The organism is Mesorhizobium sp. LjNodule214 (assembly GCF_964252735.1).
GTDB lineage: Bacteria > Pseudomonadota > Alphaproteobacteria > Rhizobiales > Rhizobiaceae > Mesorhizobium.
The window spans coordinates 2,671,486-2,695,441 of the sequence record NZ_CAXUPE020000001.1 but is presented as its reverse complement, the minus strand read 5'-3'; the positions used below and the strand labels follow the sequence as shown (position 1 = coordinate 2,695,441).

General features: G+C 64.7%; 19 protein-coding genes and 1 tRNA gene. 11 read left to right on the top strand and 9 right to left on the bottom strand.

Going from position 1 to position 23,956, the window contains the following annotated elements; genetic code table 11:
* Nucleotides 1-45 precede the first annotated feature (45 nt).
* From ACSQ3Z_RS12595 to ppdK, 3 genes are all read right to left on the bottom strand, one after another.
* Entirely contained in the window at nt 46-783 is a 738-nt protein-coding gene (locus ACSQ3Z_RS12595) for a polysaccharide deacetylase family protein (protein WP_436171582.1), read from the bottom strand.
* Nucleotides 784-918: 135 nt separating this feature from the next.
* Complete coding sequence (locus ACSQ3Z_RS12590; protein WP_436171581.1) at nt 919-1,983, bottom strand: glycosyltransferase family 9 protein; 1,065 nt, start codon at nt 1,981-1,983, stop codon at nt 919-921.
* A 231-nt stretch (nt 1,984-2,214) separates the two neighbouring features.
* Nucleotides 2,215-4,899: a pyruvate, phosphate dikinase gene (gene ppdK / locus ACSQ3Z_RS12585; protein WP_436171580.1), complete on the bottom strand. Its 2,685-nt coding sequence runs from the start codon at nt 4,897-4,899 to the stop codon at nt 2,215-2,217.
* A 246-nt stretch (nt 4,900-5,145) separates the two neighbouring features.
* On the opposite strand from ppdK, the gene ACSQ3Z_RS12580 reads away from it, so the two are divergent.
* Complete coding sequence (locus tag ACSQ3Z_RS12580; protein WP_436171579.1) at nt 5,146-5,490, top strand: VOC family protein; 345 nt, start codon at nt 5,146-5,148, stop codon at nt 5,488-5,490.
* A 115-nt stretch (nt 5,491-5,605) separates the two neighbouring features.
* Nucleotides 5,606-5,680: transfer RNA gene (locus tag ACSQ3Z_RS12575), tRNA-Gln, on the top strand.
* Nucleotides 5,681-5,744: 64 nt separating this feature from the next.
* Here the strand turns inward: ACSQ3Z_RS12575 and smc are convergent.
* The 3 genes from smc to ACSQ3Z_RS12560 all read right to left on the bottom strand — a co-directional run bounded on the left by smc (nt 5,745) and on the right by ACSQ3Z_RS12560 (nt 10,706).
* A complete protein-coding gene (smc, locus tag ACSQ3Z_RS12570; protein ID WP_436171578.1) occupies nt 5,745-9,203 on the bottom strand; it encodes a chromosome segregation protein SMC in 3,459 nt (1,152 codons plus the stop codon).
* A 108-nt stretch (nt 9,204-9,311) separates the two neighbouring features.
* Nucleotides 9,312-10,055 carry a DsbA family protein gene (locus ACSQ3Z_RS12565; protein ID WP_436171577.1) on the bottom strand — a complete coding sequence of 248 codons (744 nt, stop codon included), beginning with the start codon at nt 10,053-10,055 and terminating at the stop codon, nt 9,312-9,314.
* A gap of 141 nt (nt 10,056-10,196) precedes the next feature.
* Nucleotides 10,197-10,706 carry a DUF721 domain-containing protein gene (locus ACSQ3Z_RS12560; RefSeq protein WP_436171576.1) on the bottom strand — a complete coding sequence of 170 codons (510 nt, stop codon included), beginning with the start codon at nt 10,704-10,706 and terminating at the stop codon, nt 10,197-10,199.
* A 54-nt stretch (nt 10,707-10,760) separates the two neighbouring features.
* Between ACSQ3Z_RS12560 and mutY the strand changes: the two genes are divergently transcribed.
* Both mutY and ACSQ3Z_RS12550 read left to right on the top strand, forming a co-directional pair.
* Complete coding sequence (mutY, locus tag ACSQ3Z_RS12555; protein WP_436171575.1) at nt 10,761-11,951, top strand: A/G-specific adenine glycosylase; 1,191 nt, start codon at nt 10,761-10,763, stop codon at nt 11,949-11,951.
* Nucleotides 11,948-12,562 (top strand): HAD family hydrolase, encoded by a 615-nt coding sequence (locus ACSQ3Z_RS12550; RefSeq protein ID WP_436171574.1) that lies wholly within the window; start codon nt 11,948-11,950, stop codon nt 12,560-12,562. Before mutY ends, ACSQ3Z_RS12550 begins: the two co-directional genes overlap by 4 nt.
* Nucleotide 12,563: 1 nt before the next feature.
* On the opposite strand, the gene ACSQ3Z_RS12545 is transcribed toward ACSQ3Z_RS12550, so the two are convergent.
* Nucleotides 12,564-13,697 carry a site-specific DNA-methyltransferase gene (locus ACSQ3Z_RS12545; RefSeq protein ID WP_436171573.1) on the bottom strand — a complete coding sequence of 378 codons (1,134 nt, stop codon included), beginning with the start codon at nt 13,695-13,697 and terminating at the stop codon, nt 12,564-12,566.
* 192 nt (nt 13,698-13,889) lie between these two features.
* Here ACSQ3Z_RS12545 and ACSQ3Z_RS12540 point away from each other — a divergent pair, with 192 nt between their 5' ends.
* Nucleotides 13,890-14,579 carry an HAD family hydrolase gene (locus tag ACSQ3Z_RS12540; protein ID WP_436171572.1) on the top strand — a complete coding sequence of 230 codons (690 nt, stop codon included), beginning with the start codon at nt 13,890-13,892 and terminating at the stop codon, nt 14,577-14,579.
* Nucleotides 14,580-14,607: 28 nt separating this feature from the next.
* Here the strand turns inward: ACSQ3Z_RS12540 and ACSQ3Z_RS12535 are convergent, their stop codons facing one another.
* A complete protein-coding gene (locus tag ACSQ3Z_RS12535) occupies nt 14,608-15,330 on the bottom strand; it encodes a hypothetical protein (protein ID WP_436171571.1) in 723 nt (240 codons plus the stop codon).
* A gap of 128 nt (nt 15,331-15,458) precedes the next feature.
* Here ACSQ3Z_RS12535 and thrC point away from each other — a divergent pair, with 128 nt between their 5' ends.
* Genes thrC through ACSQ3Z_RS12515 form a run of 4 tightly spaced genes read left to right on the top strand, consistent with a single transcriptional unit; the run spans nt 15,459 to nt 21,667 of the window.
* Nucleotides 15,459-16,856, top strand: a complete 1,398-nt coding sequence (thrC, locus tag ACSQ3Z_RS12530; protein WP_436171570.1) for a threonine synthase — start codon at nt 15,459-15,461, stop codon at nt 16,854-16,856.
* Between the two features lie 14 nt (nt 16,857-16,870).
* Entirely contained in the window at nt 16,871-18,163 is a 1,293-nt protein-coding gene (locus ACSQ3Z_RS12525) for a M16 family metallopeptidase (protein WP_120014271.1), read from the top strand.
* A 15-nt stretch (nt 18,164-18,178) separates the two neighbouring features.
* Nucleotides 18,179-18,775 carry a GNAT family N-acetyltransferase gene (locus ACSQ3Z_RS12520; RefSeq protein ID WP_436171569.1) on the top strand — a complete coding sequence of 199 codons (597 nt, stop codon included), beginning with the start codon at nt 18,179-18,181 and terminating at the stop codon, nt 18,773-18,775.
* Between the two features lie 3 nt (nt 18,776-18,778).
* Nucleotides 18,779-21,667: an EAL domain-containing protein gene (locus tag ACSQ3Z_RS12515; protein WP_436171568.1), complete on the top strand. Its 2,889-nt coding sequence runs from the start codon at nt 18,779-18,781 to the stop codon at nt 21,665-21,667.
* Between the two features lie 3 nt (nt 21,668-21,670).
* On the opposite strand, the gene ACSQ3Z_RS12510 is transcribed toward ACSQ3Z_RS12515, so the two are convergent.
* The gene (locus tag ACSQ3Z_RS12510; RefSeq protein ID WP_436171567.1) at nt 21,671-22,279 is read right to left on the bottom strand and encodes a YqgE/AlgH family protein; all 609 of its coding nucleotides are present in this window, start codon (nt 22,277-22,279) and stop codon (nt 21,671-21,673) included.
* 212 nt (nt 22,280-22,491) lie between these two features.
* Here ACSQ3Z_RS12510 and ACSQ3Z_RS12505 point away from each other — a divergent pair, with 212 nt between their 5' ends.
* Nucleotides 22,492-23,298 carry a protein-disulfide reductase DsbD domain-containing protein gene (locus ACSQ3Z_RS12505; protein WP_436171566.1) on the top strand — a complete coding sequence of 269 codons (807 nt, stop codon included), beginning with the start codon at nt 22,492-22,494 and terminating at the stop codon, nt 23,296-23,298.
* Nucleotides 23,299-23,423: 125 nt separating this feature from the next.
* Nucleotides 23,424-23,900: a peroxiredoxin gene (locus ACSQ3Z_RS12500; RefSeq protein ID WP_436171565.1), complete on the top strand. Its 477-nt coding sequence runs from the start codon at nt 23,424-23,426 to the stop codon at nt 23,898-23,900.
* The last annotated feature ends 56 nt before the right edge of the window (nt 23,901-23,956 follow it).

The following is a 23,956-nucleotide window of genomic DNA, read 5'->3' as shown; positions in this document are numbered from 1 at the left end:
GAGCGAACTCACCCAAGATGCAGACCCAGGGTCAGGCCGATCCGATCACTCGGTGGTGCCGTCGTTGCCGATGCCATCGGCTTCATCGAGCCGCACGAAGGTCAGGCCCTTTTGCTTGAGCGCCAGCAGGCCCTGCACCACGCCTTCGCCTGCGGCATGGGTAGGCTGGTTGATATGGGCGATGATGACGTCGCCGTCCTTGGCGGCGGCGATGCGCCGGGCGGTTTCCTTCGCACCCAGCAACGAACCGCCGTCCCCGTTTATCGAAAAGCCGGCGATCTTGAAGCCAAGCTTGCGGATCATGGCGATGGCGGACGAGCTGTATTCGGCGGTCGCGCCGCGAAACCATTTCGGCGCCGGCTCACCGGTGCGGGTAAGTGCGGCGGCGCCCGATTCGACCTCGGCCAGCACGGCGTCGGGGCTGCCGGCGCTGCGGATGCCATAGATCTTTTGCGGCGTGTCGACCGCTGGAATATGGCGGCCGCCATGGTTCTCCAACTCGAACAAATCGGGATGCGCGCGCATGATCTCGACCGCCGCGGCATTGCGCTTCAGCCAGATGCCGGTGACGAAAATCGTCGCCGGGATCCTGTTGTCGACCAGCGCCGAGAGGATCCTGGTGTCGGTCTGACCGCCGCAGGCGTCGAGCGTCAGCGCCACGCGGCCGCTGCCCGCCTGCGGCGTCAGGTGCAGCGTAGGCTCCAGAAGCGGTGCAGCGTGACCTGCCGACACGGCGCAGGCCGAGATCGCGATCGCGCAAAGACATTTTCCGAGCAGGCGCATGATTGATTTCCGGACAGATATGTAGAAGCGGATCACCGCGGGAGCCGCGCCAAAAAGACCCGCATCGAGGCGAAATCGGGACGGCGCGCACGCGACAGGCGGTCACCGCGACAATTTTTCCTGGCGTGTGACTTTTCAGCGAGTGGCGCGAACCACGGGCGGCGGTTGCACCGCGACCTCGGTCTGCGACAAGATTTCCCGCACGGCCTCGATGACAGGCTCGACCTCCAGGCGCCAGACGCAGCAGGATTTGCTTGGGTCCGGCCAACGGCACAAATCGCGCGCAACGCATTCGCACGGCATGGAAGGCTGGAGGCAAATGCTCGGCGCGCCGACCGGCGCCCAACGGGTTGGCCTTGTCTGGCCGAAAAGGCCGACAACAGGGGTTCCCGCCGCCGCTGCCATATGCATCGGGCCGCTCTCATTGCCGAGGAACAGCCGCGCTTCCTTCAGCAGCGCCAGCAGCGTCTCGAGCGACAGGACGCCGACGAGGTCGACGACGGCCGAGGCGGTCCCGGCGACAATCCGTTCGGCCGGCTTGCGCTCGTCCGGGCCGCCGACAAGCACGAAGTCCAGCCCGGTCTCGCGCGCGATTTCGTCAATCACGGCGGCGAAGCGTTCCGGCTGCCATTGCCGGCCGCGGAAGCTGGCTCCGGCATGCACCGCGACGAAGGCGTTTCGCCGGAGCCCGTGCCTGTTCAATAAGTCCTGGGCGCGAGCCGTTTCCAGCGGCAGCGGCTTGATCGAAGGCACTCTGACGCGCAGATCGATCCCAAGCGCCTCCAGCGGCGAAAGGTAGCGGTAGAGATAGTGCGTTTCACCGTAGCCGAACCGCGTGACCCGAATATTGGCCGGATTGCGCTCGTACCAGCGCAAGGGCCTGTCAGTCGGGTGATAGCCCAGTCTGGTCCTGGCGTTGACGAGCCTGACGACGACCCGAGAGGTTTTCGAATCGCTCAGGTCGATCGTCATGTCGAAGCGGTGCTGGCGCAGCCGGCGCACCATCGAATAGAGCTCACGCCCGCGTTGCAGCGGTGAACCACGCAGGCGCGCGCGGCTGACGGTGACGACGTCGGAGGCGATGCCGTGGGCGGTGAGGAAGCTTGCGAAGCGCGCCTCGCAGAGGAACACGATCCTGACGCCCGGATATTCGAGCTGCAGGTTTTTCACCAGCGTGGAGGCGAGAACAATATCGCCCATGAACTTGGTCTGGAGGATCAGGATCGATCGGAAGGGGGCGGGGGAAGACTGTAGCATCTGTTTCGGGCACCGGGGGTCGGGCTTGGGAAACTGGGCGGAAACGATGTCGAGATTGAGGACCGTCACACGCAACTTCGCGTGACTTTGCTCACAAAATCGTAAGTTGGCAACCGCGCAGCCGGAGCCAATCGACAGTCATCGATCGGTCATCCATGGCAATAGTCGCGGCCATCAGGCGCGCGGCGCAGATGCCTTTGCCACCAGCACCGCTGCCTGCGCCGCGGCCAGCCTGGCGATCGGTACGCGGTAGGGCGAGCACGACACATAGTCGAGGCCGACCTCCTCGCAGAAGCGGATCGAAGCGGGATCGCCGCCATGCTCGCCGCAAATGCCGAGCTTGATCTCGGGCCTGGTCGCCCTGCCCTTTTCGGCCGCCATGCGCACCAGTTCGCCGACGCCGTCTATGTCGAGCGACACGAACGGATCCTGCTCGATGATGCCTTTCTGGCGATAGGTCTCCAGGAACGAGGCGGCGTCGTCACGCGAGATGCCGAAGGTGGTCTGGGTCAGGTCGTTTGTGCCGAAGGAGAAGAATTCGGCCGCCTCGGCGATGACATGGGCGCGGATCGCGGCGCGCGGCAGTTCGATCATCGTGCCGGTGAGATAGTCGATCTTGATGCCGGTCTCTTCCATGACACTCTTGGCGACGGCATCGATCCTCGCCTTGACGTAGTCCAGTTCCTTCACCAGGCCAACCAGCGGCACCATGATTTCGGGAACCACCAGCGCGCCAGCCTTCTGGCCCGCCTCCACGGCAGCCTCGAAGATGGCGCGCGCCTGCATTTCGGCGATCTCGGGGTAGGAGACGGCCAAGCGGCAACCGCGATGGCCGAGCATCGGATTGAACTCGTGCAGGGCTTCGGTGCGCTGCCTGAGCTTTTCCGGCGACACGTTCATGGCGGCGGCGACTTCGGCAATTTCCGCCTCGGTCTTCGGCAAGAATTCGTGCAGCGGCGGATCGAGCAGGCGGATGGTCACCGGCAAGCCGGCCATGATCTCGAACAGCTCGAGGAAATCCGAGCGCTGCATCGGCAGGAGCTTGGCAAGGGCTGTACGCCGGTCCTTCTCGGTGTCGGCCAGGATCATCTCGCGCATGGCGACGATGCGGTCGCCGTCGAAGAACATATGCTCGGTGCGGCAGAGACCGATGCCCTCCGCGCCGAAGGAGCGCGCCATGCGCGCATCGAGGGGGGTTTCGGCGTTGGTGCGCACCTTCATGCGGCGTGCGGCGTCGGCCCATTCCATGATGGCGGCGAAATCGCCGGACAATTCAGGCTGCAGCATCGGCACCGCGCCCTTCAGCACCTGGCCGTTGCCGCCATCGATGGTGATGATGTCGCCCTTGCGGAACGTCGATCCCATCGCCATCAGCGTGCCAGCCTTATAGTCGACACGCAGCGAGCCGGCGCCCGACACGCAAGGCTTGCCCATGCCGCGCGCCACCACGGCGGCATGGCTGGTCATGCCGCCGCGCGTGGTCAGGATGCCTTCCGCCGCGTGCATGCCGTGGATGTCCTCGGGGCTGGTCTCGATGCGCACCAGGATCGCCTTGCGGCCTTGCGCCTTGGCGTCCTCGGCATCGCCTGAGGAAAAGACGATCTCGCCGGTAGCGGCACCCGGTGAAGCCGGCAGGCCGATGCCGATCACGTCACGCGCGGCCTTCGGATCGATGGTCGGATGCAGCAGCTGGTCGAGCGAGGCGGGATCGATGCGGGCGACCGCCTCCTCCTTGGTGATCAGGCCATCCCTGGCCATCTCGACGGCGATCTTGAGCGCAGCCTTGGCGGTGCGCTTGCCGGAACGGGTCTGCAGCATCCACAATTTGCCGCGCTCGATGGTGAATTCGAGATCCTGCATGTCGCGGTAGTGCTTTTCCAGGCTGTCGGAGATGGTGACGAAGGACTGGAAGGCGTCCGGCATCAGCTTCTGCAGCGACGGCTTGTCGGAGCCGGCGGCAATGCGAGCAGCTTCGGTGATGTTCTGCGGCGTGCGGATGCCGGCAACGACGTCCTCGCCCTGCGCATTGACGAGGAATTCGCCGTAAAGCTGCTTTTCGCCGGTCGAGGGATTGCGGGTGAAGGCGACCCCGGTGGCCGAGGTATCGCCCATATTGCCGAACACCATGGCCTGGACATTGACCGCCGTACCCCAGCTTTCGGGAATGTCGTGCAGGCGCCGGTAGGTGATGGCGCGGTTGTTCATCCAGCTGGAAAACACCGCGCCGATCGCGCCCCACAGCTGCTCGTGCGAATCCTGCGGGAACGGCTTGCCGAGTTCCTCCTCCACCTTGGCCTTGTAGAGCGCGATGACGCCCTGCCACTCCAGCGCCGTCAGTTCAGTGTCGAGTTCGTGGCCGAGGCTCGCCTTCTGGTCCTCGAGGATCTCCTCGAACACGTCATGGTCGAGGCCCATGACGACGTCGGAATACATCTGGATGAAGCGGCGGTAGCTGTCATAGGCGAAGCGCGCATCGCCGGAATCGGCGGCCAGCGCCTCGACCGTCTCGTCGTTGAGGCCGAGATTGAGTACGGTGTCCATCATGCCGGGCATGGAGGCGCGAGCGCCGGAGCGCACCGAAACCAGCAGCAGTTTCGACGGGTCGCCGAAACGGCGCCCGGTCAGCCGGCCGATATGATCCAGCGCCACCGTGACATTTGGTTCCAGCTCAGCCGGATAGGTACGGCCGTTGGCGTAGTAGGCGTTGCAGACCTCGGTGGTGATGGTGAAGCCAGGCGGCACCGGCAGGCCGAGGCTGCACATCTCGGCCAGGTTGGCGCCCTTGCCGCCCAGAAGGTTCCGGTCGCCGGCACGGCCTTCCGCCGCACCATCGCCGAAAGTGTAAACCCACTTGGTCATGCTCGCCCTCCAGGTCTTGGAGATGGAAAGATTGGCGAAGCACGGACTAGGCCCGGTCTCCGCAGCGTCCGGACCGAGCGATATGATGCTGCACTGCGAAAGGCAAGGCGTCGGCAAAGCGACCGACCCCTACAATCGATTAAGAGAAACCCCTACAACCGATTAAGCAAAGGCTGCGTCAAAAAGACTTGCGGCATCGGAGGTAACGAAATAGAACATAACAAGAACGATGTGTGGAGTGGCGCCATGAAACTGACCGGAAAACTCGACTATCTGGAAATGCCGGCGACCGGAGGCACGCTGGACAGTGTGAAGGCCTTCTACAGCGCCGCCTTTTCCTGGTCGTTCACCGACTACGGACCGACCTATTCGGCCTTTGCCGAAGGGCTCGATGGCGGTTTTCAGGCCGATGCCGGCGAAGCGCCAGCCAAGCCCCTGCCGGTGCTTTACTCCAAGGATCTGGAAGAAACGCTGGACGCCGTCGAAAATGCCGGCGGCACCATCGTCAAGCCGATCTTCTCGTTCCCTGGCGGCAGGCGCTTCCATTTCACCGATCCGGCCGGCAACGAAATGGCGGTCTGGAGCGAGTAGACGCCGCTCCTGGCCGCGGCTGTGGACTGCGAAAATCAGGTGGGCGACACCACCCCTCATTGCCATTGTGCTTTTTGGCCGCTCTGCTAATAACGCGCCGCACAAGCGACTCTGATGGGGCGTCGCCAAGTGGTAAGGCATCGGTTTTTGGTACCGACATTCCCAGGTTCGAATCCTGGCGCCCCAGCCAATCTCAAGGACATCGTCCATAATTTCAGGGAAATGAACGAGCGGACAGCTGCCGATCAGGCGCCTCAGCTCGCCTCGCGCATCGCCTCGGCGGCTTGCAGGTCGACCGAGACCAGTTGACTGACGCCCTGCTCGGCCATGGTCACGCCGAACAGCCGGTCCATGCGCGCCATGGTGATCGGGTTGTGGGTGATGATGACGAAGCGCGTCTCGGTGGTCTTGGCCATCTCGTCCATGAGATTGCAGAAGCGCTCGACATTGTGGTCATCGAGCGGCGCGTCGACTTCGTCGAGCACGCAAATCGGCGCCGGATTGGTGAGGAACACGGCGAAGATCAGCGACATCGCCGTCAGCGCCTGCTCGCCGCCGGAGAGCAGCGTCATGGTCTGCGGCTTCTTGCCGGGCGGGCGGGCGAGGATCTCCAACCCTGCCTCGAGCGGGTCGTCGGATTCGATCAGCTGCAGTTCCGCCGTGCCGCCGCCGAACAGATGCGAGAACAGCCGCTGGAAATGGCCGTTGACCACCTCGAAGGCGGCGAGCAGGCGCTCGCGGCCTTCGCGGTTCAGGCTCTGGATCGCCTGCCTGAGTTTGCGGATCGCTTCGATGATGTCCTCGCGCTCGGAAACGATGGTTTCCAGCCGGTCGGACAGTTCCTTCTGCTCCTCCTCGGCGCGCAGATTGACGGCGCCAAGCCGTTCGCGCTCGATCTTCAGTCGGTCGAGCTGGCGCTCGATCTCGGCCATTTCGGGCATCGGGCTGTCGGCTTCCAGGCCGGTGTGGCGGATGACCAGATGCGGCGGGGTGTTCAGCGTTTCCTGGATGCGCGCCTCGACCTCCAGCCGCCGCTCGTCGGCCGCGGTCAGCCGCTCCTCGGCGCGAACGCGGGATTCGCGGGCTTCGGCCAGCGACTGGATCGCCGCGGTTGCGGCCTTGTCCAGTTCGGCCTGCTTGTTCTCTGCTTCCTGCAGGCGATCGCCCGCCGCCTGGCGCAGCGACTCGGCCTCGGCGAGCTGCGACAGCAGCGCGCGCCGCTTGGCGTCGATCTCGTCGGGCGCGTCGGCCAGCCGCTCGCGCTCGGCCTCGGCCTCGGCCTTGCGCTCGCCAAGGGCGGCAATCTGCGTCGATGCGTTCTCGGCCCGCTCCAGCCAGTTGCGTCGTTCGGCACCAATGGCCTCGAGGCGGCGCGTGCGCGCCTCGGCTTCCCGCCGCAACCCTTCATGGACGGCACGGGCGTCGGCGAGCGTGGCGCGGTCTTTTGCGACATTGGCTGAGGCCTGTTCGAGCTGCAGTTGCAGGTCGCCGAGGTCGGGGGCGCTCTGCAGCAGCATTTCCGCTTCGACGAAGGCGGCTGCCGTCTCTTCATGGCTGTCGACGACGCGGGCGCGCGCCTCGTCGAGGGCCGCGCGCCGGCTCACCAGCTCGCCGCCGGCTTTTTCGGCCTCGGCCAGCGCATTGCGGGCAGCGTCCAGCCCGTGCTGGGCGTCGCGGCCCGCCTGGCGGGCGTTGCGTTCGGCCTCGCTCGCCTGGCGAAGCGCCTGCTCGGCCAGGGCAAGTGCGGCTTCGGCCTCGCGCAGGACGAGGGTCGCCTGGATCGCCTCGGCGTCGAGCTCGGCCAGCCGGTTCTTCTGCGCCAGCCGCTGCGCGGCCGCGGTCGGCGCGTCGGCACTGGCGGTCAGCCCGTCCCAGCGCCACAGCGCGCCCTCGCGGCTGACTAGGCGCTGTCCCGGAGACAACAAGGCCTGCAGCCGCCGGCCGTCGGCGGCATCGACAATGCCGATCTGCGCCAGGCGGCGGGCAAGCTGCGCCGGGGCGCGAACCACACTGGCAAGGCTCCTGATGCCTTCCGGCAGCGCGGCATCGCTGGGGTGGATCTGGCTCTCCCCCCAATGCACTGGCGCGCTGCGGTCGAGCGGGACGTCGAGATCCTCGCCAAGCGCGGCACCCAGCGCTGTCTCATAGCCGCGCTCGACGCTGATCTGTTCGAGAACGGAGGGGAAGAGATCGCCGCTCGCGGCATTCAAAATCTTGGCCAGCGTGCGCGCCTCGGTCTCGATGCGCGCCAACTCGGCCTTGGCGTCCTGCAGCGGCGGGCGGGCGGCACTTTCGGCCGCGCGCGCCTCGGCGACCGCCTGTTCGGCTGATATCGCATTGGCCTCGGCCTCTTCCAGCAGCGCCTGGGCGTCCTCGACCAGAAGCCGCTTCTCGGCGGGATCGGGCAGGCCGGAAATTCGCGAGACGATGTCGGACAGTTCGCGGTCGACCTCGGCAAGCTGGCGGGCAAAACGGTCGCGCCGCTCGGCGGTCTCGCGCAGGGTGCGCTCGATCTGGTTGCGCGAGGCGGCCGCCTCGGCGCGTTCGGCGGTCAGCGCGGCAAGCTTCGCTTCGCTCTGCGAGAGCGTGGCCGCCGCTTGCTCGAAGGCGCCACGCGTGGTGGCCTCGCGCTCGGCGGCACCGGCATTTTCGGAATTGAGCGTAGCCTCCTCGGTGCGAAGGCGTTCGAGGATGTCGGCATTGTCGCGCACCATCCGCTCCTCGCGGGCGATGTCGCCATCAAGCTGCTGCAGCCGGCGCTCGAGTTCGGCCTGGCGGGCACGGATGCGGCCCGCTTCCTCCTCGATCTGCGTCTTGGCGATCGACAGGCGCTGGAAGGCAGCGGCGGCGGCGGCTTCCGCGTCGCGCAAATCCGGCAGCCGGTGGGCGCCGATGCCTTGCTCCCTCGCGGCCGCCATCTGGGCGGCGGCGCGGTCGCCGACCAGCGCCGTGGCAACCGCCAGCGCCGAACGCGCCTCGCCTTCCTGGGTCTTGGCCAACGTCCAGCGCAGATGCAGCAGCGTCGCCTCGGCCTTGCGGATGTCGGCCGACAGGTTCTTGAAGCGCGAGGCCTGGCGCGCCTGGCGCTTCAGGCTTTCGATCTGGCTTTCCAACTCGCCGACGACGTCGTCCAGCCGTTCCAGGTTCTGCTCGGCCGCCTTGAGCCGAAGCTCGGCCTCGTGGCGGCGCGTGTGCAGGCCGGAAATGCCCGCCGCTTCTTCCAGCAGAGCACGGCGCGCCTGGGGCTTGGCCTGGATCAGTTCGCCGATGCGGCCCTGCCCGACCATCGAAGGCGAGCGCGCGCCCGTCGACTGGTCGGCGAACAGAAGCTGCACGTCCTTGGCGCGGGCTTCCTTGCCGTTGATGCGGTAGAGCGAGCCGGCCTCGCGCTCGATGCGGCGCGACACCTGCAGTTCATCGGCGTCGTTGAAGGCCGAAGGCGCGGTGCGGTCGCTGTTGTCGAGGAAAAGCGTGACTTCGGCGGTGTTGCGGGCCGGGCGCGTTCCCGAGCCGGAAAAGATGACGTCGTCCATGCCGGACGCGCGCATGTTCTTGTAGGAGCTTTCGCCCATCACCCAGCGCAGCGCCTCGACCAGGTTCGACTTGCCGCAGCCGTTCGGCCCGACAATCCCGGTCAGGCCGCGTTCGATGACGAACTCGCCGGGTTCGACGAAGGACTTGAAACCGAGGAGGCGAAGGCGCGAAAACTTCATTCGCGCCGCCCCATAAGCTGTTTCAGCAAGGGTGTTCCGCGGTTGAACCCACGGCAAGGCATAGGCGTGCGCACGCCGAAGCGCAGCCGCTTCGGCGCTGCCTGGACGTCAGAGCAGAGGGTCGAGGATGGCCGACATTTCCTCAATCGACATCGCCCCTTTGTAGGTCTTCCCATTGATGAAGAAGGTCGGCGTCGAGTCGACCTTGAATTCATCGGCGCCGCGCTTCTGGACCGCTCTCACATCGTCCAGAAGTTTCTGGTCCGTCAAGCAGGCCTCGAAGGACTCCTGTGTAAAACCGGCGAGCTTCGAGATTTGCAGCAATGCGTCCTTGGTGTTGTTGACGCCAACCCAGTTGGCCTGCTGCTTGAACAGCACGTCCACCATCGGGAAATAGTTGTCCTTGGCGCAGCGTGCCAGCATGAAACCGGCCTCGGCGCTCGGATCGAACGGAAATTCGCGCAGGATGTAGCGGGCCCTGCCGGTGTCGATGTATTTCGTCTTCAACTCAGGGAAGGTCGTCTCATTGAAATGCGCGCAATGCGGGCAGGTCATCGAGGCGTATTCGACGATGGTGACCTTGGCGTCGTCCTTGCCGAGTTGCTTGTCGGGCAGCGCGCCGGGCTTCAGCAGTTCGGCCATGTCGACCGTGCCCTGCGCTTCCGGCACCTTGACGGCGGCCGGCGTGGCTGGTGTCGCAGGGGTGGCGGGTGCGGCAGGCTTCACATCTGCCGCCTTGGCCTCCTCGTCCGAGTCGCTGCAGGCAGCAAGCAGAACCACAGCCGGAACGGCGGCCAGCGAAGACAAGAGGTTTCTGCGGGACAAGCTTTGGCCAAACGGGGAACGGTTCATGCGAATCACCTGACAATGTTGGATTTTGCAATGCAAAGGCTAGAAAAGGCGAGAGTTGGCGCGAATTAAGGCATCGCCGTCCCCATTCCAATCGCCAAAGACTACATGCATGATCACGAATGCGCGAGATAGATGACGCATTCATGACCCCCGCGGTTTGCTTTCGCCAAGAATAGTGGCGCCGAGCCGCTCCAGCGAGGCACGCAAGCCATCGTCCTCGATCTTGCCGACCGTATCGGACAATTTGGCCTTCTCGGCTGATGTCAGCGGCCTGAGAGCCGGTTTCGGCCGGGCTTTCTCGGTCAGCACCGGCTTCTGCAGGATCTTGATGCGGCCGATGGCATTGAACCCGAGGAAAGCATTGACGCGGTTGATGATCTCCCCGGCCTCGTGCTGCAAATGGAGTGCGGCCATGCCCTCGCAGGCGATGACCAGCATCGCCGGCTCGAATGGATCGTCCTCATGCAGGCGGCGCGGCCACTGGATCTTCTCGGGACGCGAACGGCCTGCAAGCCGGGGTCCAGCGATCTCCTCCCATGACTGGACCAGCCCGATCGAGATGCCGGCGCGCTTGCGTAGCACCGGATCGAGGATCTCGGTCGCGAGATCGCTCACTGGAACGGGATTGCCGAAGGGCTTTTTCCCTGCCATGTGCGTTCTCCAGTCCGCCCTTCACCAGATATCGGCCAAGCCGGCACCCGATCAATGGCACCGCTAGACCAGACCCGCAAGGCCGCATCCGGAGACAGCAGCAAAGCTGCGTCCCTGGATATCGGCGAAGCCGGATCCGGGGATACCGGCGAAGCCGGATCCGATATCGCGTCCCGCCTGCTCGCCTGGTACGACGCGCATCACCGCGAATTGCCGTGGCGTATCGCTCCGCGCGCGTTGGCGTCCGGCACAAGACCCGACCCCTACCGCGTCTGGCTCTCAGAGGTGATGCTGCAGCAAACCACGGTCGAGGCGGTCAAAGCCTATTTTCGCGCTTTCGTCGAGAAATGGCCTGATGTCGAGGCGCTGGCCGCTGCGCCGACCGAGGACGTGATGAAGGCGTGGGCCGGGCTCGGCTACTATTCAAGGGCGCGCAATCTCAAGGCCTGCGCCGATCTCGTTGCGCGCCGAGGCGTCAGCTTTCCGGATACGGAAGCCGGCCTCAGGGAACTGCCGGGGATCGGCGCCTACACGGCGGCGGCGATCGCGGCGATCGCCTTCGACCGGCCGGCGGCCGTCGTCGACGGCAATGTCGAGCGCGTGGTCTCCCGGCTGTTTTCGATCGCCACGCCGATCAGCGAGGCCAAGCCCGAGATCCGCGCGCTGGTCGAGCGCATGGTTCCGGACAAAAGGCCGGGCGACTTCGCCCAGGCGATGATGGATCTCGGCGCGACGATCTGCACGCCGCGCCGGCCACGCTGCGTGCTGTGCCCGCTGCGGGCGGATTGCAGCGCCATCCTTTCCGGCGATCCCGAACGTTTTCCGGTCCGCCTGCCGAAGGCGGAGAAGCCGCTGCGGCGCGGGGCAGCCTTCGTGGCCGTGCGTGGCGATGGCGCCATCCTGTTGCGCAAGCGTGCGGACAAAGGCCTGCTCGGCGGCATGACCGAAGTGCCGACCACGGCCTGGACGGCGCGGGTGGACGGTGCGACCACGGAGGCCGCGGCGCCCTTCCCCGCCAATTGGCGGCGTGCCGGACAGATTGCGCATGTTTTCACGCATTTCGCGCTCGAACTCGACGTCTTTCATGCGCAGGTGAGCGGCGACACCCCAGTTGGCCATTTCTGGTCGCTGCCAACAGACATTTCAGGCGAGGCGTTGCCGACTGTCATGAAAAAGGCAATCGAGGTTGCGATACCCGGCGCGACGAAAAAGCCGTCGCCACATACCGCAAAGAGGCCTGCATGACTGAAATCCGCCACATCGTTTTCGACATCGGCAGAGTGCTGATCCATTACGATCCGAATATCCCGTTCAGCCACCTGATTCCGGATGCCGAAGAGAGAAAGTGGTTTTTCGACAATGTCTGCACCAGCGACTGGAACATCGAGCAGGACCGTGGCCGGACCTGGGAAGAGGCAGAGGCGCTGCTGATCGCCGAGCACCCCGATCACGCTGAAAACATTCGCAATTTCCGCCGCCATTGGCACGACATGGTGCCGCACGCCTATGACGACAGCGTCGCCATCATGGAGAAGCTGATCGATACCGGTCACGACGTGACCATGCTGACCAACTTTGCCACCGACACGCTTGCCGAAGCCCGGCAGCGCTTCGATTTTCTCAACCATCCGCGCGGCGTGACCGTGTCGGGCGACATCCGCCAGATCAAGCCCGACCGCGCCATCTACGATCATCACGTCGCTGCGTTCGGCCTCGAGCCAGAAGCGACGCTGTTCATCGACGACAGCCCGAAGAATGTCGAGGGCGCCAAGGCGGCAGGCTGGCAGGCGGTGCTGTTCACCGACGCAAAGACGCTCGAGGCGGACCTCGAGCGTCTGGGTATCAAGGTGAGCTGAATCAGGCCCCTGCCCGCTCCATGCCGAGGCGGGCGATGCGACGAAGCTCGTCGATCGGGGTCAGGCCGCCGCTGCGCTCATAGTGCCAGAAGGTCCAGCCGTTGCAGGCGTCCAGCCCCTGCACTTCGGCACCGATCTTGTGGATCGAGCCGGCGCTGTCGCCGATGGCCACGGTGCCGTCGGCGCGCACCCTGGCCGCCCAGCGCTTCTTGGCGTCATAGAGCGTGGCGCCGGGCAGCATAAGACCGGTGTCGATGAGGCTGACAAAGGCAACGCGCGGCTCGGCGCGCTTGCCGGTAAGCACGGTGAGATCGTCACCGTCCAGCGGACGAACGGCGTCGATGCGCTCGTTGGCGGCATCGATATAGGCCTGCTCGCGCTCGATGCCGACGAAGTGGCGGCCGAGGCGTTTTGCCACCGCGCCGGTGGTGCCGGAGCCGAAGAAGGGATCGAGCACGATGTCGCCCGGTTTGGTCGAGGCCATCATGATGCGGGCCAGCAGTGCTTCCGGCTTCTGCGTCGGATGCAATTTGTCGCCGTTCTCGTTCTTCAGCCGCTCGCCGCCGGTGCAGATCGGAAAGAGCCAGTCGGAGCGCATCTGGACGTCGTCGTTGGATGCCTTCAGCGCCTCGTAATTGAAGGTGTAGCCCTTGCCCTTCTGGTCGCGCGAGGCCCAGATCATCGTCTCATGCGCGTTCTGGAAACGACGGCCGCGGAAGTTCGGCATCGGGTTGGTCTTGCGCCAGACGACGTCGTTGAGGATCCAGAAGCCGAGATCCTGCATCCTGGCGCCGACCCGGAAAATGTTGTGATAGGAGCCGATGACCCAGATGGTGCCGTTCGGCTTCAGCACGCGGCGCGCCGCCAGCAGCCAGGCGCGGGTGAAGGCGTCGTAGGCTTCAAAGCTCTCGAACTGGTCCCAGTCGTCGTCGACGGCGTCGACCTTGGACTGGTCGGGCCGGTGCAGATCGCCATCGAGCTGAAGGTTGTAGGGTGGATCGGCGAAGATGACGTCGATCGACTTTTCGGGCAGCCGGTCGAGTGCCGCCACGCAGTCGCCCTTGAGGATCGTGTCCAGCCATTCGGATTGCTGGGGAGCGAGGGAAAGCTCGTCGAGAAGACGCACGGCTGACATTGTTACACCCAAGGCACGCGTTACTGTTTTACTTCCTGTTATGGTTACCGATCAGCGTAAATATTCGGTGAAGGGCGGAACCGGTTCGGCCGCCTAGGTCCGGTTAATTTGCGAAGCCCGGCCTGTTGGTGTATGCCGCGCCGCCTGAGCCCTGTCGGGCCGCCCACCATCCTTCCCTTGTTTCGGATTGCCATGCCCCACCCAGACCTTGTCATCTTCGATTGCGACGGCGTGCTCGTCGATTCCGAAATCATCGCCGCGCGCATCGAAGCCGAGCTTTTGACCTCGGCCGGCTACGAGATATCGCCGGAGGAACTTGCCGAGACCTATGCCGGGCTGACCTTCAAGGACATCATGATGCGGGTCGAGCAGAAGTCCGCTATCCCATTCCAGGTCTCGCTGATCGACCGCGCCGAAGAGCTGGTCGACCGAAAATTGCGCAGCGACGTGCGCGCTATCGACGGCGTGCGCGAGGCGGTCGCGGCGGTGACCGTGCCGCGCTGCATCTGCTCCAACTCACGCTCCGAGCGGATCGAGTTCATGCTGGAGAAAGTGCATCTGTTGCCGTTCTTCGCCGGCCGCATCTTCTCGGCGATGGAAACACCGACCGGCAAAACCAAACCAGCCCCGGACGTGTTCCTGTTTGCCGCCGAAAAGCTCAACGCAAAGCCGGAAAACACCTTCGTCATCGAGGATTCCGTGCACGGCGTCGCCGGCGCCAGGGCGGCCGGCATGCGCGTCATCGGCTTCACCGGCGCCGGGCACAGCTATCCCGGCCATGCCGATGCGCTGACCGAGGCCGGCGCGGAAACCGTCATCCGCCGTTGGGCGGAGCTGAAGAGCGTGATCGCCGCTTTGTCTGAGTGGTCCGCGGACGCCTGAAGGGCTGTCCGCAGCCGCTTTAAGCCGGTCAGTTCGTCGCGGCGGCGACCTTCTTCCTCTTGCCCTTAGGCTTGTCCGTCGTGGCTTTCGGGGCGCCCTCGTCGTAGCCGGCAAAGGCCTGGTAGTCCTGCGCGGTCGGTTCCGGCACGACGACGTTCTGGTCGGTGAAGACAAATTGTGTGGCGGCCGAGGGGTCGGTGACCTGGACCTGGTAAGGATGGATCTGCGAATAGAGCACCTCGGTGCCGTGCATCACCGCGACGCGGATCGGCATGGTGATCGTGCCCGCCGCGAACATCGGTCCCGGAACGACCTTGCCGGCGACGGCGATCTTCATCGACAGTTGGCCATTGGCGTTGCTGCAGTCGCGGGTCACGTCGGTGATCGAGGCCTGGTAGATGACCTTGGCGGGATCGCGATCGGGATCGACGATGGTGCCGTCGGGCGCCGGCTGGGCGGCAGCCGCGGCATCCTGAGCGGCGTCGGTCTTCTTCCTGGGCTTGGCGGAGCCCTTGGCATAGGTGCTGAAGAAGGCCGTGCCGTCGCGCAACGTCACCCTCGGGCAGTAGGCGCGCAACTGGCTGGCGAGCACCTTCGGATCCTGCGGCGGCGGTGGCGCTTGGGTGTCCTTCTTGCCGAAACCGAGGTTGAGAACGCCATTGTCGCTCGATTGGCAGCCGGCGGCGGCAAGCATAAAGCCGGTGAGCGCCAGACCCGCGACAAAGCGGTTGTTGAACGAATAAAACGCCATGAAACTGCACTTCCCTCTCGCAAAGCTGGTGACGTATATCAACCGCGCGGCAAAAATGCGACTGATCCGCCTCGGAAAATTAACCACCTTGCGGTGAATGAAACGCCCGCCAGCAACGGAATGTGACGATGCAATATGTGAGTACCCGCGGGGATGCGCCCGTGCTTGGATTTTCCGACGCGGTGCTGGCCGGGCTGGCGCGCGACGGGGGGCTCTATGTGCCGCGCGAATGGCCGCAGTTTTCGGCATCCGATATCCGCGCCATGCGCGGCCTTGCCTATCCCGACCTCGCCATCCGCGTGCTGACGCCGTTCCTCGGCGGTGAAATCGCGACACCAGTGTTCGAGAAGCTGGTCCGCGAAGCCTATGCGACCTTCCGCCACGCGGCCGTCTGCCCGCTGGTGCAGACCGGTGCCAATACCTTCGTGCTGGAACTCTTCCACGGCCCGACGCTGGCCTTCAAGGACGTGGCAATGCAACTGCTGGCCCGGCTGATGGACCATGTCCTGGCCGAGCGCGACCAGCGCGCAACAATCGTCGGCGCCACCTCCGGCGACACTGGTGGTGCTGCCATCGACGCCTTTGCCGGGCGCAACCGCACCGACATCTTCATTCTTTTCCCACATGGCAGGGTCTCGCCGGTGCAGCAGCGGCAGATGACGACGTCGACCGCCGCCAATGTCCATGCGCTGGCCCTTGAAGGCAATTTCGACGACTGCCAGGGCCTTGTGAAGGATATGTTCAACGACCACGGTTTTCGCGATCGGGTGTCGCTGTCGGGTGTCAATTCGATCAACTGGGCCCGCATCATGGCCCAGATCGTCTATTATTTCTCCTCGGCGCTGTCTCTCGGCGCGCCGGACAGGCCAGTGTCCTTCACCGTGCCGACCGGCAATTTCGGCGACATCTTCGCCGGCTATGCCGCCAAGAAAATGGGCCTGCCGATCGAGCGGCTGATCATCGCCACCAACGACAACGACATATTGGCGCGCACGCTTGCGAGCGGCGAATACCGCACCAAGGGCGTCTTCGCCACCACCTCGCCGTCGATGGACATCCAGGTATCGTCGAACTTCGAGCGCCTGCTGTTCGAGGCGGCAGGCCGCGATGCCGCGACAGTGCGTCGCTACATGAACGGGCTCAAGCAATCTGGCGCCTTCACCATCGAAACAGACGAGATCGCAAGGATTAGAGCCGAATTCGACGCCGGCCGCTCCGGTGTCGACGAGGTCGCCGCCACCATCCGCTCGACGCTCGAAGCCAGCAATTATCTGCTCGACCCGCACACCGCCGCGGCCATGCATGTTGCGGCCGGCAAGGCCGTCAGTGCCGTGCCCATGGTGGTGCTGGGCACCGCCCATCCGGCCAAGTTCCCGGCCGCCGTCGAAGAGGCCTGCGGCGTGTCGCCGGCCCTGCCCGCATGGCTAGGCTCCTTGATGTCAGCCGACGAAAAATACACGGTACTTCCATCCGACCTGAAAATGGTGGAAGATTATGTTACACGCCACACGCGGGCGGCGCGTTAGGGAGTACTAGCCATATGGGTGTTGAGGTAAGCCGTCTGTCGAACGGCCTGACAGTCGCAACCGAAACCCTTCCAAGTCTCGAATCCGTTGCCCTTGGTGCCTGGGTCAAGTCAGGCGCCCGCAATGAGCGCGAAGAAGAGCACGGAATGGCCCATTTGCTCGAGCATATGGCCTTCAAGGGCACGAAAAGGCGCACCGCCTTCGAAATCGCCTCTGAAATCGAGAATGTCGGCGGCGAGATCAATGCCGCCACCAGCGTCGAGACCACCTCCTATTACGCCAGGGTGCTCTCCGACGACGTGCCGCTGGCGGTCGATATCCTCGCCGACATCTTGCAGGAGTCCGAATTCGACCCCGAGGAGCTGGAGCGCGAGCAGCATGTGATCCTGCAGGAGATCGGCGCCGCGCACGACACGCCCGACGACATCGTCTTCGACCGTTTCACCGAAACCGCCTTCCGCCACCAGACGATCGGCCGCTCCATCCTCGGCACGCCGGAGACGGTCAAGTCCTTCACCTCCAAGCAGCTGCACAATTTCATCGAGCGCCAATATGGCGCCGAGCGCATGGTGGTCGTGGCCGCCGGCGACATCAAGCACGACAATTTCGTGCGCGAGGTCGAGAAGCATCTGGGCGGCTTCCGTGCCAAGGCCGAGAGCAACATTCCGCAATATGCACAATATGTCGGCGGCGATTTCCGCGAGGATCGCGATCTGATGGACGCGCAGATCGTACTCGGCTTCGAGGGCCGCGCCTATCATGTGCGCGACTTCTACGCCTCGCAGGTGCTGTCGATGATCCTCGGCGGCGGCATGTCGTCCCGGCTGTTCCAGGAGGTCCGCGAAAAGCGCGGCCTGTGCTATTCGGTCTATGCCTTCCACTGGGGTTTTTCCGACACCGGCATCTTCGGCGTCCATGCCGCGACCGGACAGAGCGACATCGCCAAGCTGGTGCCCGTCATCATCGACGAGTTGCAGAAGGCGGGCGAGAACATCCTGCAGGAGGAGCTCGACCGGGCCCGCGCGCAATACCGCGCCGGCCTGATCATGTCGGCCGAAAGCCCGGCCAGCCGCGCCTCGCAGATCGCCAGGCAACTGCTCCTGTTCGGCCGGCCGATCGCCAAGGAAGAACTGATGGAGCGGCTGTCGGCGTTGACCATCGAGCGGCTGACCGACCTGTCGGCGCGGCTGTTTTCGACCAAGCCGACGCTCACCGCCGTCGGCCCCGTGGGTACGCTTGCACCCTATGAGGCGATCCTCGATTCGCTTTCGGGCACGCAGACGACGGCCCGCAAGCTCGCCGTCTAAGACCTCCCAAGCGCCATGTTCGCGCTCCCTTTCTTTCGCCGCGACCTGCCGGCACTGAAGGGTGACCGGATTACGCTGCGCGTGCCGCTGACCAACGACTACCGCGAATGGGCGGCGCTGCGCGGCGAAAGCCGCGCCTTCCTCGAGCCGTGGGAGCCGCGCTGGACGCCGGACGAGCTTGACCGCACGGCATGGCGGCTGCGCATCAGCCGCTACCGCGAGGACTATGCGCAAGGAACGGCCATCGCCTTCTTCATCTTCGAGAAGGCGAGCGGCAAGCTTGCCGGCGGCATCACGCTCGGCAACATCCGCCACGGCGTCGCGCAGAGCGGCCATATCGGCTACTGGATCGGCGAGCGCTATGGCGGCCGCGGCCTGATGACCGAAGCGGTCAAGCTGGTGTCGCAATTCGCCTTCGATACGCTGAGGTTGCACCGGATCGAGGCTGCCTGTATTCCCGACAACGCCCGGTCGATCCGCGTGCTTGAAAAAGTCGGATTCCGGCGCGAAGGACTTCTGCGATCCTATCTCAGGATCAATGGCATCTGGCAGGACCACTACCTCTACGCCCGGATCGCGGACGATCCGCCGGGCGATGGAACGAAGGGCTGATTTTTGACGAATTTCCTGCGAATCGGCTCGCTGTTCGCGCTTCTCCTGGCGACGATCGTGACGCTTTGCGCGGCGACTTCGGCCTTCGCCGTCGAACCGATCAAGATCGCCCGCGACGACGTGGCGCTCGACCTGTCCGGCGCCGTCGAAATCTACCGGAACCAGGGCGAAAACTTCCAGGTCTCGACCGCACCGGGGCCCGACGGCATCGTCAGGCGCATCGAGGTCGAGGCCAATGACGCGCGCTCGACAGGCGACTGGGCGGTGTTCGCGCTGGCCAACACCACCGACCAGCAGCTCGACCGGCTGATCGTCGCGCCGCATTTCCGGCTGGTGAATTCGGGCATTTTCTGGCCCGATCTCGGCTCGACCCGCATCGCCGCCATCACGCCCAGCGAAGGCTTCGCGCTCGACCGCCAGACCAGCCCCGACGCGGACGTGTTCCGGGTGACGCTGAACCCCGGCACGGTGATCACCTTCATCGCCGAACTGGCCTCGCCGAAACTGCCGCAGGTCTATCTGTGGGATCCGGAATCCTACAAGGACTCGGTCAATTCCTACACGCTGTTTCGCGGCATCGTCATCGGCATCGCCGGCTTGCTGGCGCTGTTCCTGACCATCCTTTTCGTCGTCAAGGGAACCTCGATGTTCCCGGCGACCGCGGCACTGGCCTGGGCGGTGCTTGCCTATATCTGCGTCGATTTCGGCTTCCTCAACAAGGTCATCGAGATATCGCCGGGCAATGAGCAGATGTGGCGGGCCGGAACGGAGGTGGCGCTTGCGGCGACCTTCGTGGTGTTCCTGTTCGCCTATCTCAACCTCAACCGATGGCACGGCCATTTCAGCTATGGCGCGCTGGTCTGGATCCTCGGGCTGGTGCTGATCGCTGGTGTCGCCATCATCGATCCGGCGGTCGCCGCCGGCATCGCCAGGCTGTCCTTCGCCGCCACCGCAGTGACCGGGCTCGGCCTGATCATCTTCCTCGGCATACGCGGCTATGACCGAGCCATCATGCTGGTGCCCAGTTGGGTGATGGTGCTGCTATGGCTGTGCGGGTCGTGGATGGCGATCACCGGCATGCTCGACAACGACATCGCCCAGCCGGCACTCGGCGGTGGCCTGATTCTGATCATCCTGCTGATCGGCTTCACCGTCATGCAGCATGCCTTTGCCGGCGGCGCGCTGCATCAGGGCCTGTTCTCCGACCTCGAGCGCCAGGCGCTGGCCGTTGCCGGATCGGGCGACATCGTCTGGGACTGGGACGTGCTGCGCGACCGCGTGGTGACCAAGCCCGATGTCAGCGTGCAGCTTGGCCTGGCGCCCAACAGCCTGGGGGGCGCCGCGCGCAACTGGCTGCCGGTGCTGCATGCCGACGACCGCGACACGTTCCGCACCACGCTCGACGTGGTGCTGGAGCACCGGCGCGGCCGGGTCTCGCAGAATTTCCGCCTGCGCGGCGCCGACGGGCATTATCACTGGTTTTCGCTACGCGCCCGGCCGGTGATCGGCTCGGATGGCGAAGTGATCCGCTGCGTCGGCACGATGGTCGACGTGACCGAGCAGAAGAAGTCCGAGGAGCGGCTGCTGCACGACGCCGTGCACGACAATCTGACCGGCCTGCCGAACCGCGAATTGTACATGAACCGGCTGGAGGCGATCATCTCGATCGCGCGCACCGAGGAGAAGGTGCGTCCGACCGTCTTCGTCATCGACATCGACCGATTCAAGCAGGTCAATGACGGCCTGGGCATCTCGGCCGGCGACACCATCCTGCTGACCATCGCCCGCCGGCTGCACCGGCTGCTCAAGCCGAAGGATTCGCTGTCGCGCTTTGCCGGCGACCAGTTCGCACTGATGCTTTTGTCGGAACAGGACCCGGCTCGCATCGCGGCAGTGGCCGACGCCATCAAGCATGCGATCAACAACCCGATCACCTTCGCCAAGCGCGAGATCGTGCTCACCGCTTCGATCGGGCTGATCACCTGGACCACGGCGCAGACTTCAGCCGAGGACATGGTCAAGGACGCCGAGCTTGCCATGCACCAGGCCAAGCGCTTCGGCGGCGACAGGATCGAGCCGTTCCGGCCCGCCTTCCGCACCGTCGGCACCGACCGACTGCAGTTCGAATCGGACCTGCGCCGCGCCATCGAGCGGCGCGAATTCACGCTTGCCTACCAGCCGATCGTGCGCCTCGAGGACGGCAGCGTCGCCGGCTTCGAGGCGCTGCTGCGCTGGGACCATCCGCGCCGCGGCATGATCCCGCCGGGGGATTTCATTCCGGTCGCCGAGAATTGCGGCCTGATCGTGCAGCTTGGCCTGTTCGCCATGCAGCAGGCGGCCGAGGATCTGGCGACCTGGCAGAAGCAGATCGGCGACGCGCCGCTGTCGGTTTCGGTCAACCTCTCCAGCCGCCAACTCATCCGCCGCGACCTGGTCAGCGACGTCCGCTCGGTCATCGCGCGCGCCAATCTGAAACCGCGCTGCTTCCGTCTCGAGCTCACCGAATCGCTGGTGATGGACAATCCCGAGCAGGCGTCGCATGTGCTGACCAAGCTGAAGCAGCTCGGCATCGGCCTGTCGCTGGACGATTTCGGCACTGGATATTCGTCACTGTCCTATCTGACGCGCTTCCCCTTCGACACGATCAAGATCGACAAGAGCTTCGTCGACGATGCGACGCCGAAGCGCGCGGTGCTGCTGAAATCCATGGTCAACATGGCGCATGAGCTCGGCCTGTCGGTGGTTGCCGAAGGCATCTCCGACGAAAGCGATGCGCTGGAGCTGCGCCAGATGGGCTGCGAATATGTGCAGAGCTTCATGTTCGGCGCGCCAATGCCAGGCGACCAAGTGCTGAAGACGCTGAAGGAGCAATATCCGCTTACGCAAGCATGATGTTCAGGCGTGACCGGCGGCCAGGCTGAGATGCGCCAGATCGATGCCGATCGAGGCCAGGATGCGGTCGTATTTGCGCTCGATGTCGGCGTCGAACAGAAGCTCGGGGGTGGCCGGGCAGGTCAGCCATCCGTTCTCGGCGATCTCGCTTTCCAGCTGGCCGGCACCCCAGCCCGAATAGCCGAGCGCCATCAGCGCGCGGCGGGGCCCGCGGCCAGATGAAATGGCGCGCAATATGTCGACGGTCGCGGTCAGGCAGATGTCGTCGGAGACGCTGAGAGACGATTCAACCCGGTAGTCACCGCTATGCAGGACAAAGCCGCGGCTGCGATCCACCGGTCCGCCGTTGCGCACGACGAAGTCGCGTGCCTGCGCCGGCAGGCGTATCGCCTCCTGCTCGTTCATGATGCCGAGTTGCACAAGAAGGTCCGGAAACAGCATCTGCTGCGTCTGGTTGATGATGAGGCCCATCGCGCCCTCATCGCTGTGGGCGCAAACGTAGATGACGGAGCGCGTGAAGCGGTCGTCCTTCATGCCGGGCATGGCAATCAGGAACTGGTCGTCGAGAAAGCCGCGTCCAGCAGCCGTCTTCTTGTGGCGCAACAAGTCCATGGCGTGAGGGTAACGCGTTTCCGGGGCGCCGAAAAGATGCGCGCGCGGGATTGCGGGCTCCTGCAGTGCCCGAAGCAAAAGATTCTTGAGTTGGGGTTCCTCGGATGGAATTCCACAGCTTGACCATCCTCTGCGCTGATGTCACGCAAATATGATACCTAAGGGGTCACGAGATCATTGCGCTGCCACGAACGGACGATCAAATCACGGCCATGCAAAGCTTGAAAATCCTGCTTGCCAGCGCCGCTGCCGTCTTGGGAACGGGCCTTCCGGCCCTGGCTTCCTCCTCGGTCTGGTACAACAGCGAGGGCGGCAAGGTGCGGCTTGTGACCAGCGGCAAGCCCGACGAAGCCGGACGCATCCAGGGCGTGCTCGACATTGCGCTCAAGCCCGGCTGGAAAACCTATTGGCGCGACCCTGGCGACGCCGGCGTGCCACCGCAAATCGACATCTCGGCCAGCACCAACATCTCCGACGCGCGGTTTTCATTTCCGCCGCCGCAGCGTCACGACGACGGTTACGGCAAGTGGGCCGGCTACGACCATCCGGTCTCGCTGCCGATTACCTTCACGCTGTCGGCGCAGGATCAGCCGGCGGTCATCGACGCCAACATTTTCCTCGGCATTTGCGAGACGATCTGCATTCCGGTGCAGACAAGGCTGAGCGTCGATCCCGGGTCCGATCCGGACAATGCCCAGGATGCTGCACAGGTGAAGGCGGCGCTTGCGACCCTGCCGGCTGCTTCACGACCCGATTTCGGCATCAACGTGCTGCCCGGCGACCACGAGACACTGGTCGTCGAGGCGAGCTTTCCAGGCGACCCGGAAGCCGCCGACTTCTTCGTCGCCGGCGAACGCGACTATATGTTCGGAGCCCCGGTTCGCAGCGAAAAAGACGGCAAGCTGTTGTTCACGGTGCCGATCCTCGACCGGCCGTCGACGACGCCGACCGATGGCGGGCTCTACTACACGCTGACAAGTGCCGAAGGCGCGGTCGAAGGCATGCTGCCTTTCCCGTGACGTCGGCGCCGGGGGATGCGCAGACTGCAACATCCATTGCGCCAGGCGCCATGGCAGTTGCGAGCGACGCCTGACTTCGCTATCGCAAGGACACGTCCCTCCCCAACACATCGAACGAGGCATTCATGACCATCTCCGTTGGCGACAAGCTGCCCGACGCGACCTTCAAGACGATGACCGCCGACGGCGCCAAGCTGGTCACGACGGCCGAGATCTTTGCCGGCAAGAAGGTCGTGCTGTTCGGCGTTCCCGGCGCCTTCACGCCGACCTGCAGCAACAACCACCTGCCCGGCTATCTGGAGAACCATGACGCTATCCTCGCGCGTGGCGTCGACACCATCGCAGTCGTCTCGGTCAACGATGTGCATGTCATGGGCGCCTGGGCGCGCTTCACCGGCGGCGAGGGCAAGATCCTCTATCTCGCCGACGGCAATGGCGATTTTGCCAAGGCGGTCGGCCTAGACTACGCCAGCGACGGTATGGGGCTGCGCTCGAGGCGCTTTTCGATGATCGTCGACGACGGCAAGGTCACCGCGTTCAATGTCGAGACCAAGCCAGGTGTCGACGAGTCGGGTGCGGCTCACATTCTCGGCCAGCTCTGAGCTCGACGGCAGTCGGGCCAAGGCGTCAGGTTCGCCTTGGCGTGACGGCCGCGCGT

Coding starts and splice junctions, on each gene's coding strand:
- ACSQ3Z_RS12595 (WP_436171582.1), bottom strand. CDS start 783: ATGCGCCTGCTCGGAAAATGTCTTTGCGCGATCGCGATCTCGGCCTGC.
- ACSQ3Z_RS12590 (WP_436171581.1), bottom strand. CDS start 1,983: ATGGGCGATATTGTTCTCGCCTCCACGCTGGTGAAAAACCTGCAGCTC.
- ppdK (WP_436171580.1), bottom strand. CDS start 4,899: ATGACCAAGTGGGTTTACACTTTCGGCGATGGTGCGGCGGAAGGCCGT.
- ACSQ3Z_RS12580 (WP_436171579.1), top strand. CDS start 5,146: ATGAAACTGACCGGAAAACTCGACTATCTGGAAATGCCGGCGACCGGA.
- smc (WP_436171578.1), bottom strand. CDS start 9,203: ATGAAGTTTTCGCGCCTTCGCCTCCTCGGTTTCAAGTCCTTCGTCGAA.
- ACSQ3Z_RS12565 (WP_436171577.1), bottom strand. CDS start 10,055: ATGAACCGTTCCCCGTTTGGCCAAAGCTTGTCCCGCAGAAACCTCTTG.
- ACSQ3Z_RS12560 (WP_436171576.1), bottom strand. CDS start 10,706: ATGGCAGGGAAAAAGCCCTTCGGCAATCCCGTTCCAGTGAGCGATCTC.
- mutY (WP_436171575.1), top strand. CDS start 10,761: ATGGCACCGCTAGACCAGACCCGCAAGGCCGCATCCGGAGACAGCAGC.
- ACSQ3Z_RS12550 (WP_436171574.1), top strand. CDS start 11,948: ATGACTGAAATCCGCCACATCGTTTTCGACATCGGCAGAGTGCTGATC.
- ACSQ3Z_RS12545 (WP_436171573.1), bottom strand. CDS start 13,697: ATGTCAGCCGTGCGTCTTCTCGACGAGCTTTCCCTCGCTCCCCAGCAA.
- ACSQ3Z_RS12540 (WP_436171572.1), top strand. CDS start 13,890: ATGCCCCACCCAGACCTTGTCATCTTCGATTGCGACGGCGTGCTCGTC.
- ACSQ3Z_RS12535 (WP_436171571.1), bottom strand. CDS start 15,330: ATGGCGTTTTATTCGTTCAACAACCGCTTTGTCGCGGGTCTGGCGCTC.
- thrC (WP_436171570.1), top strand. CDS start 15,459: ATGCAATATGTGAGTACCCGCGGGGATGCGCCCGTGCTTGGATTTTCC.
- ACSQ3Z_RS12525 (WP_120014271.1), top strand. CDS start 16,871: ATGGGTGTTGAGGTAAGCCGTCTGTCGAACGGCCTGACAGTCGCAACC.
- ACSQ3Z_RS12520 (WP_436171569.1), top strand. CDS start 18,179: ATGTTCGCGCTCCCTTTCTTTCGCCGCGACCTGCCGGCACTGAAGGGT.
- ACSQ3Z_RS12510 (WP_436171567.1), bottom strand. CDS start 22,279: ATGGACTTGTTGCGCCACAAGAAGACGGCTGCTGGACGCGGCTTTCTC.
- ACSQ3Z_RS12505 (WP_436171566.1), top strand. CDS start 22,492: ATGCAAAGCTTGAAAATCCTGCTTGCCAGCGCCGCTGCCGTCTTGGGA.
- ACSQ3Z_RS12500 (WP_436171565.1), top strand. CDS start 23,424: ATGACCATCTCCGTTGGCGACAAGCTGCCCGACGCGACCTTCAAGACG.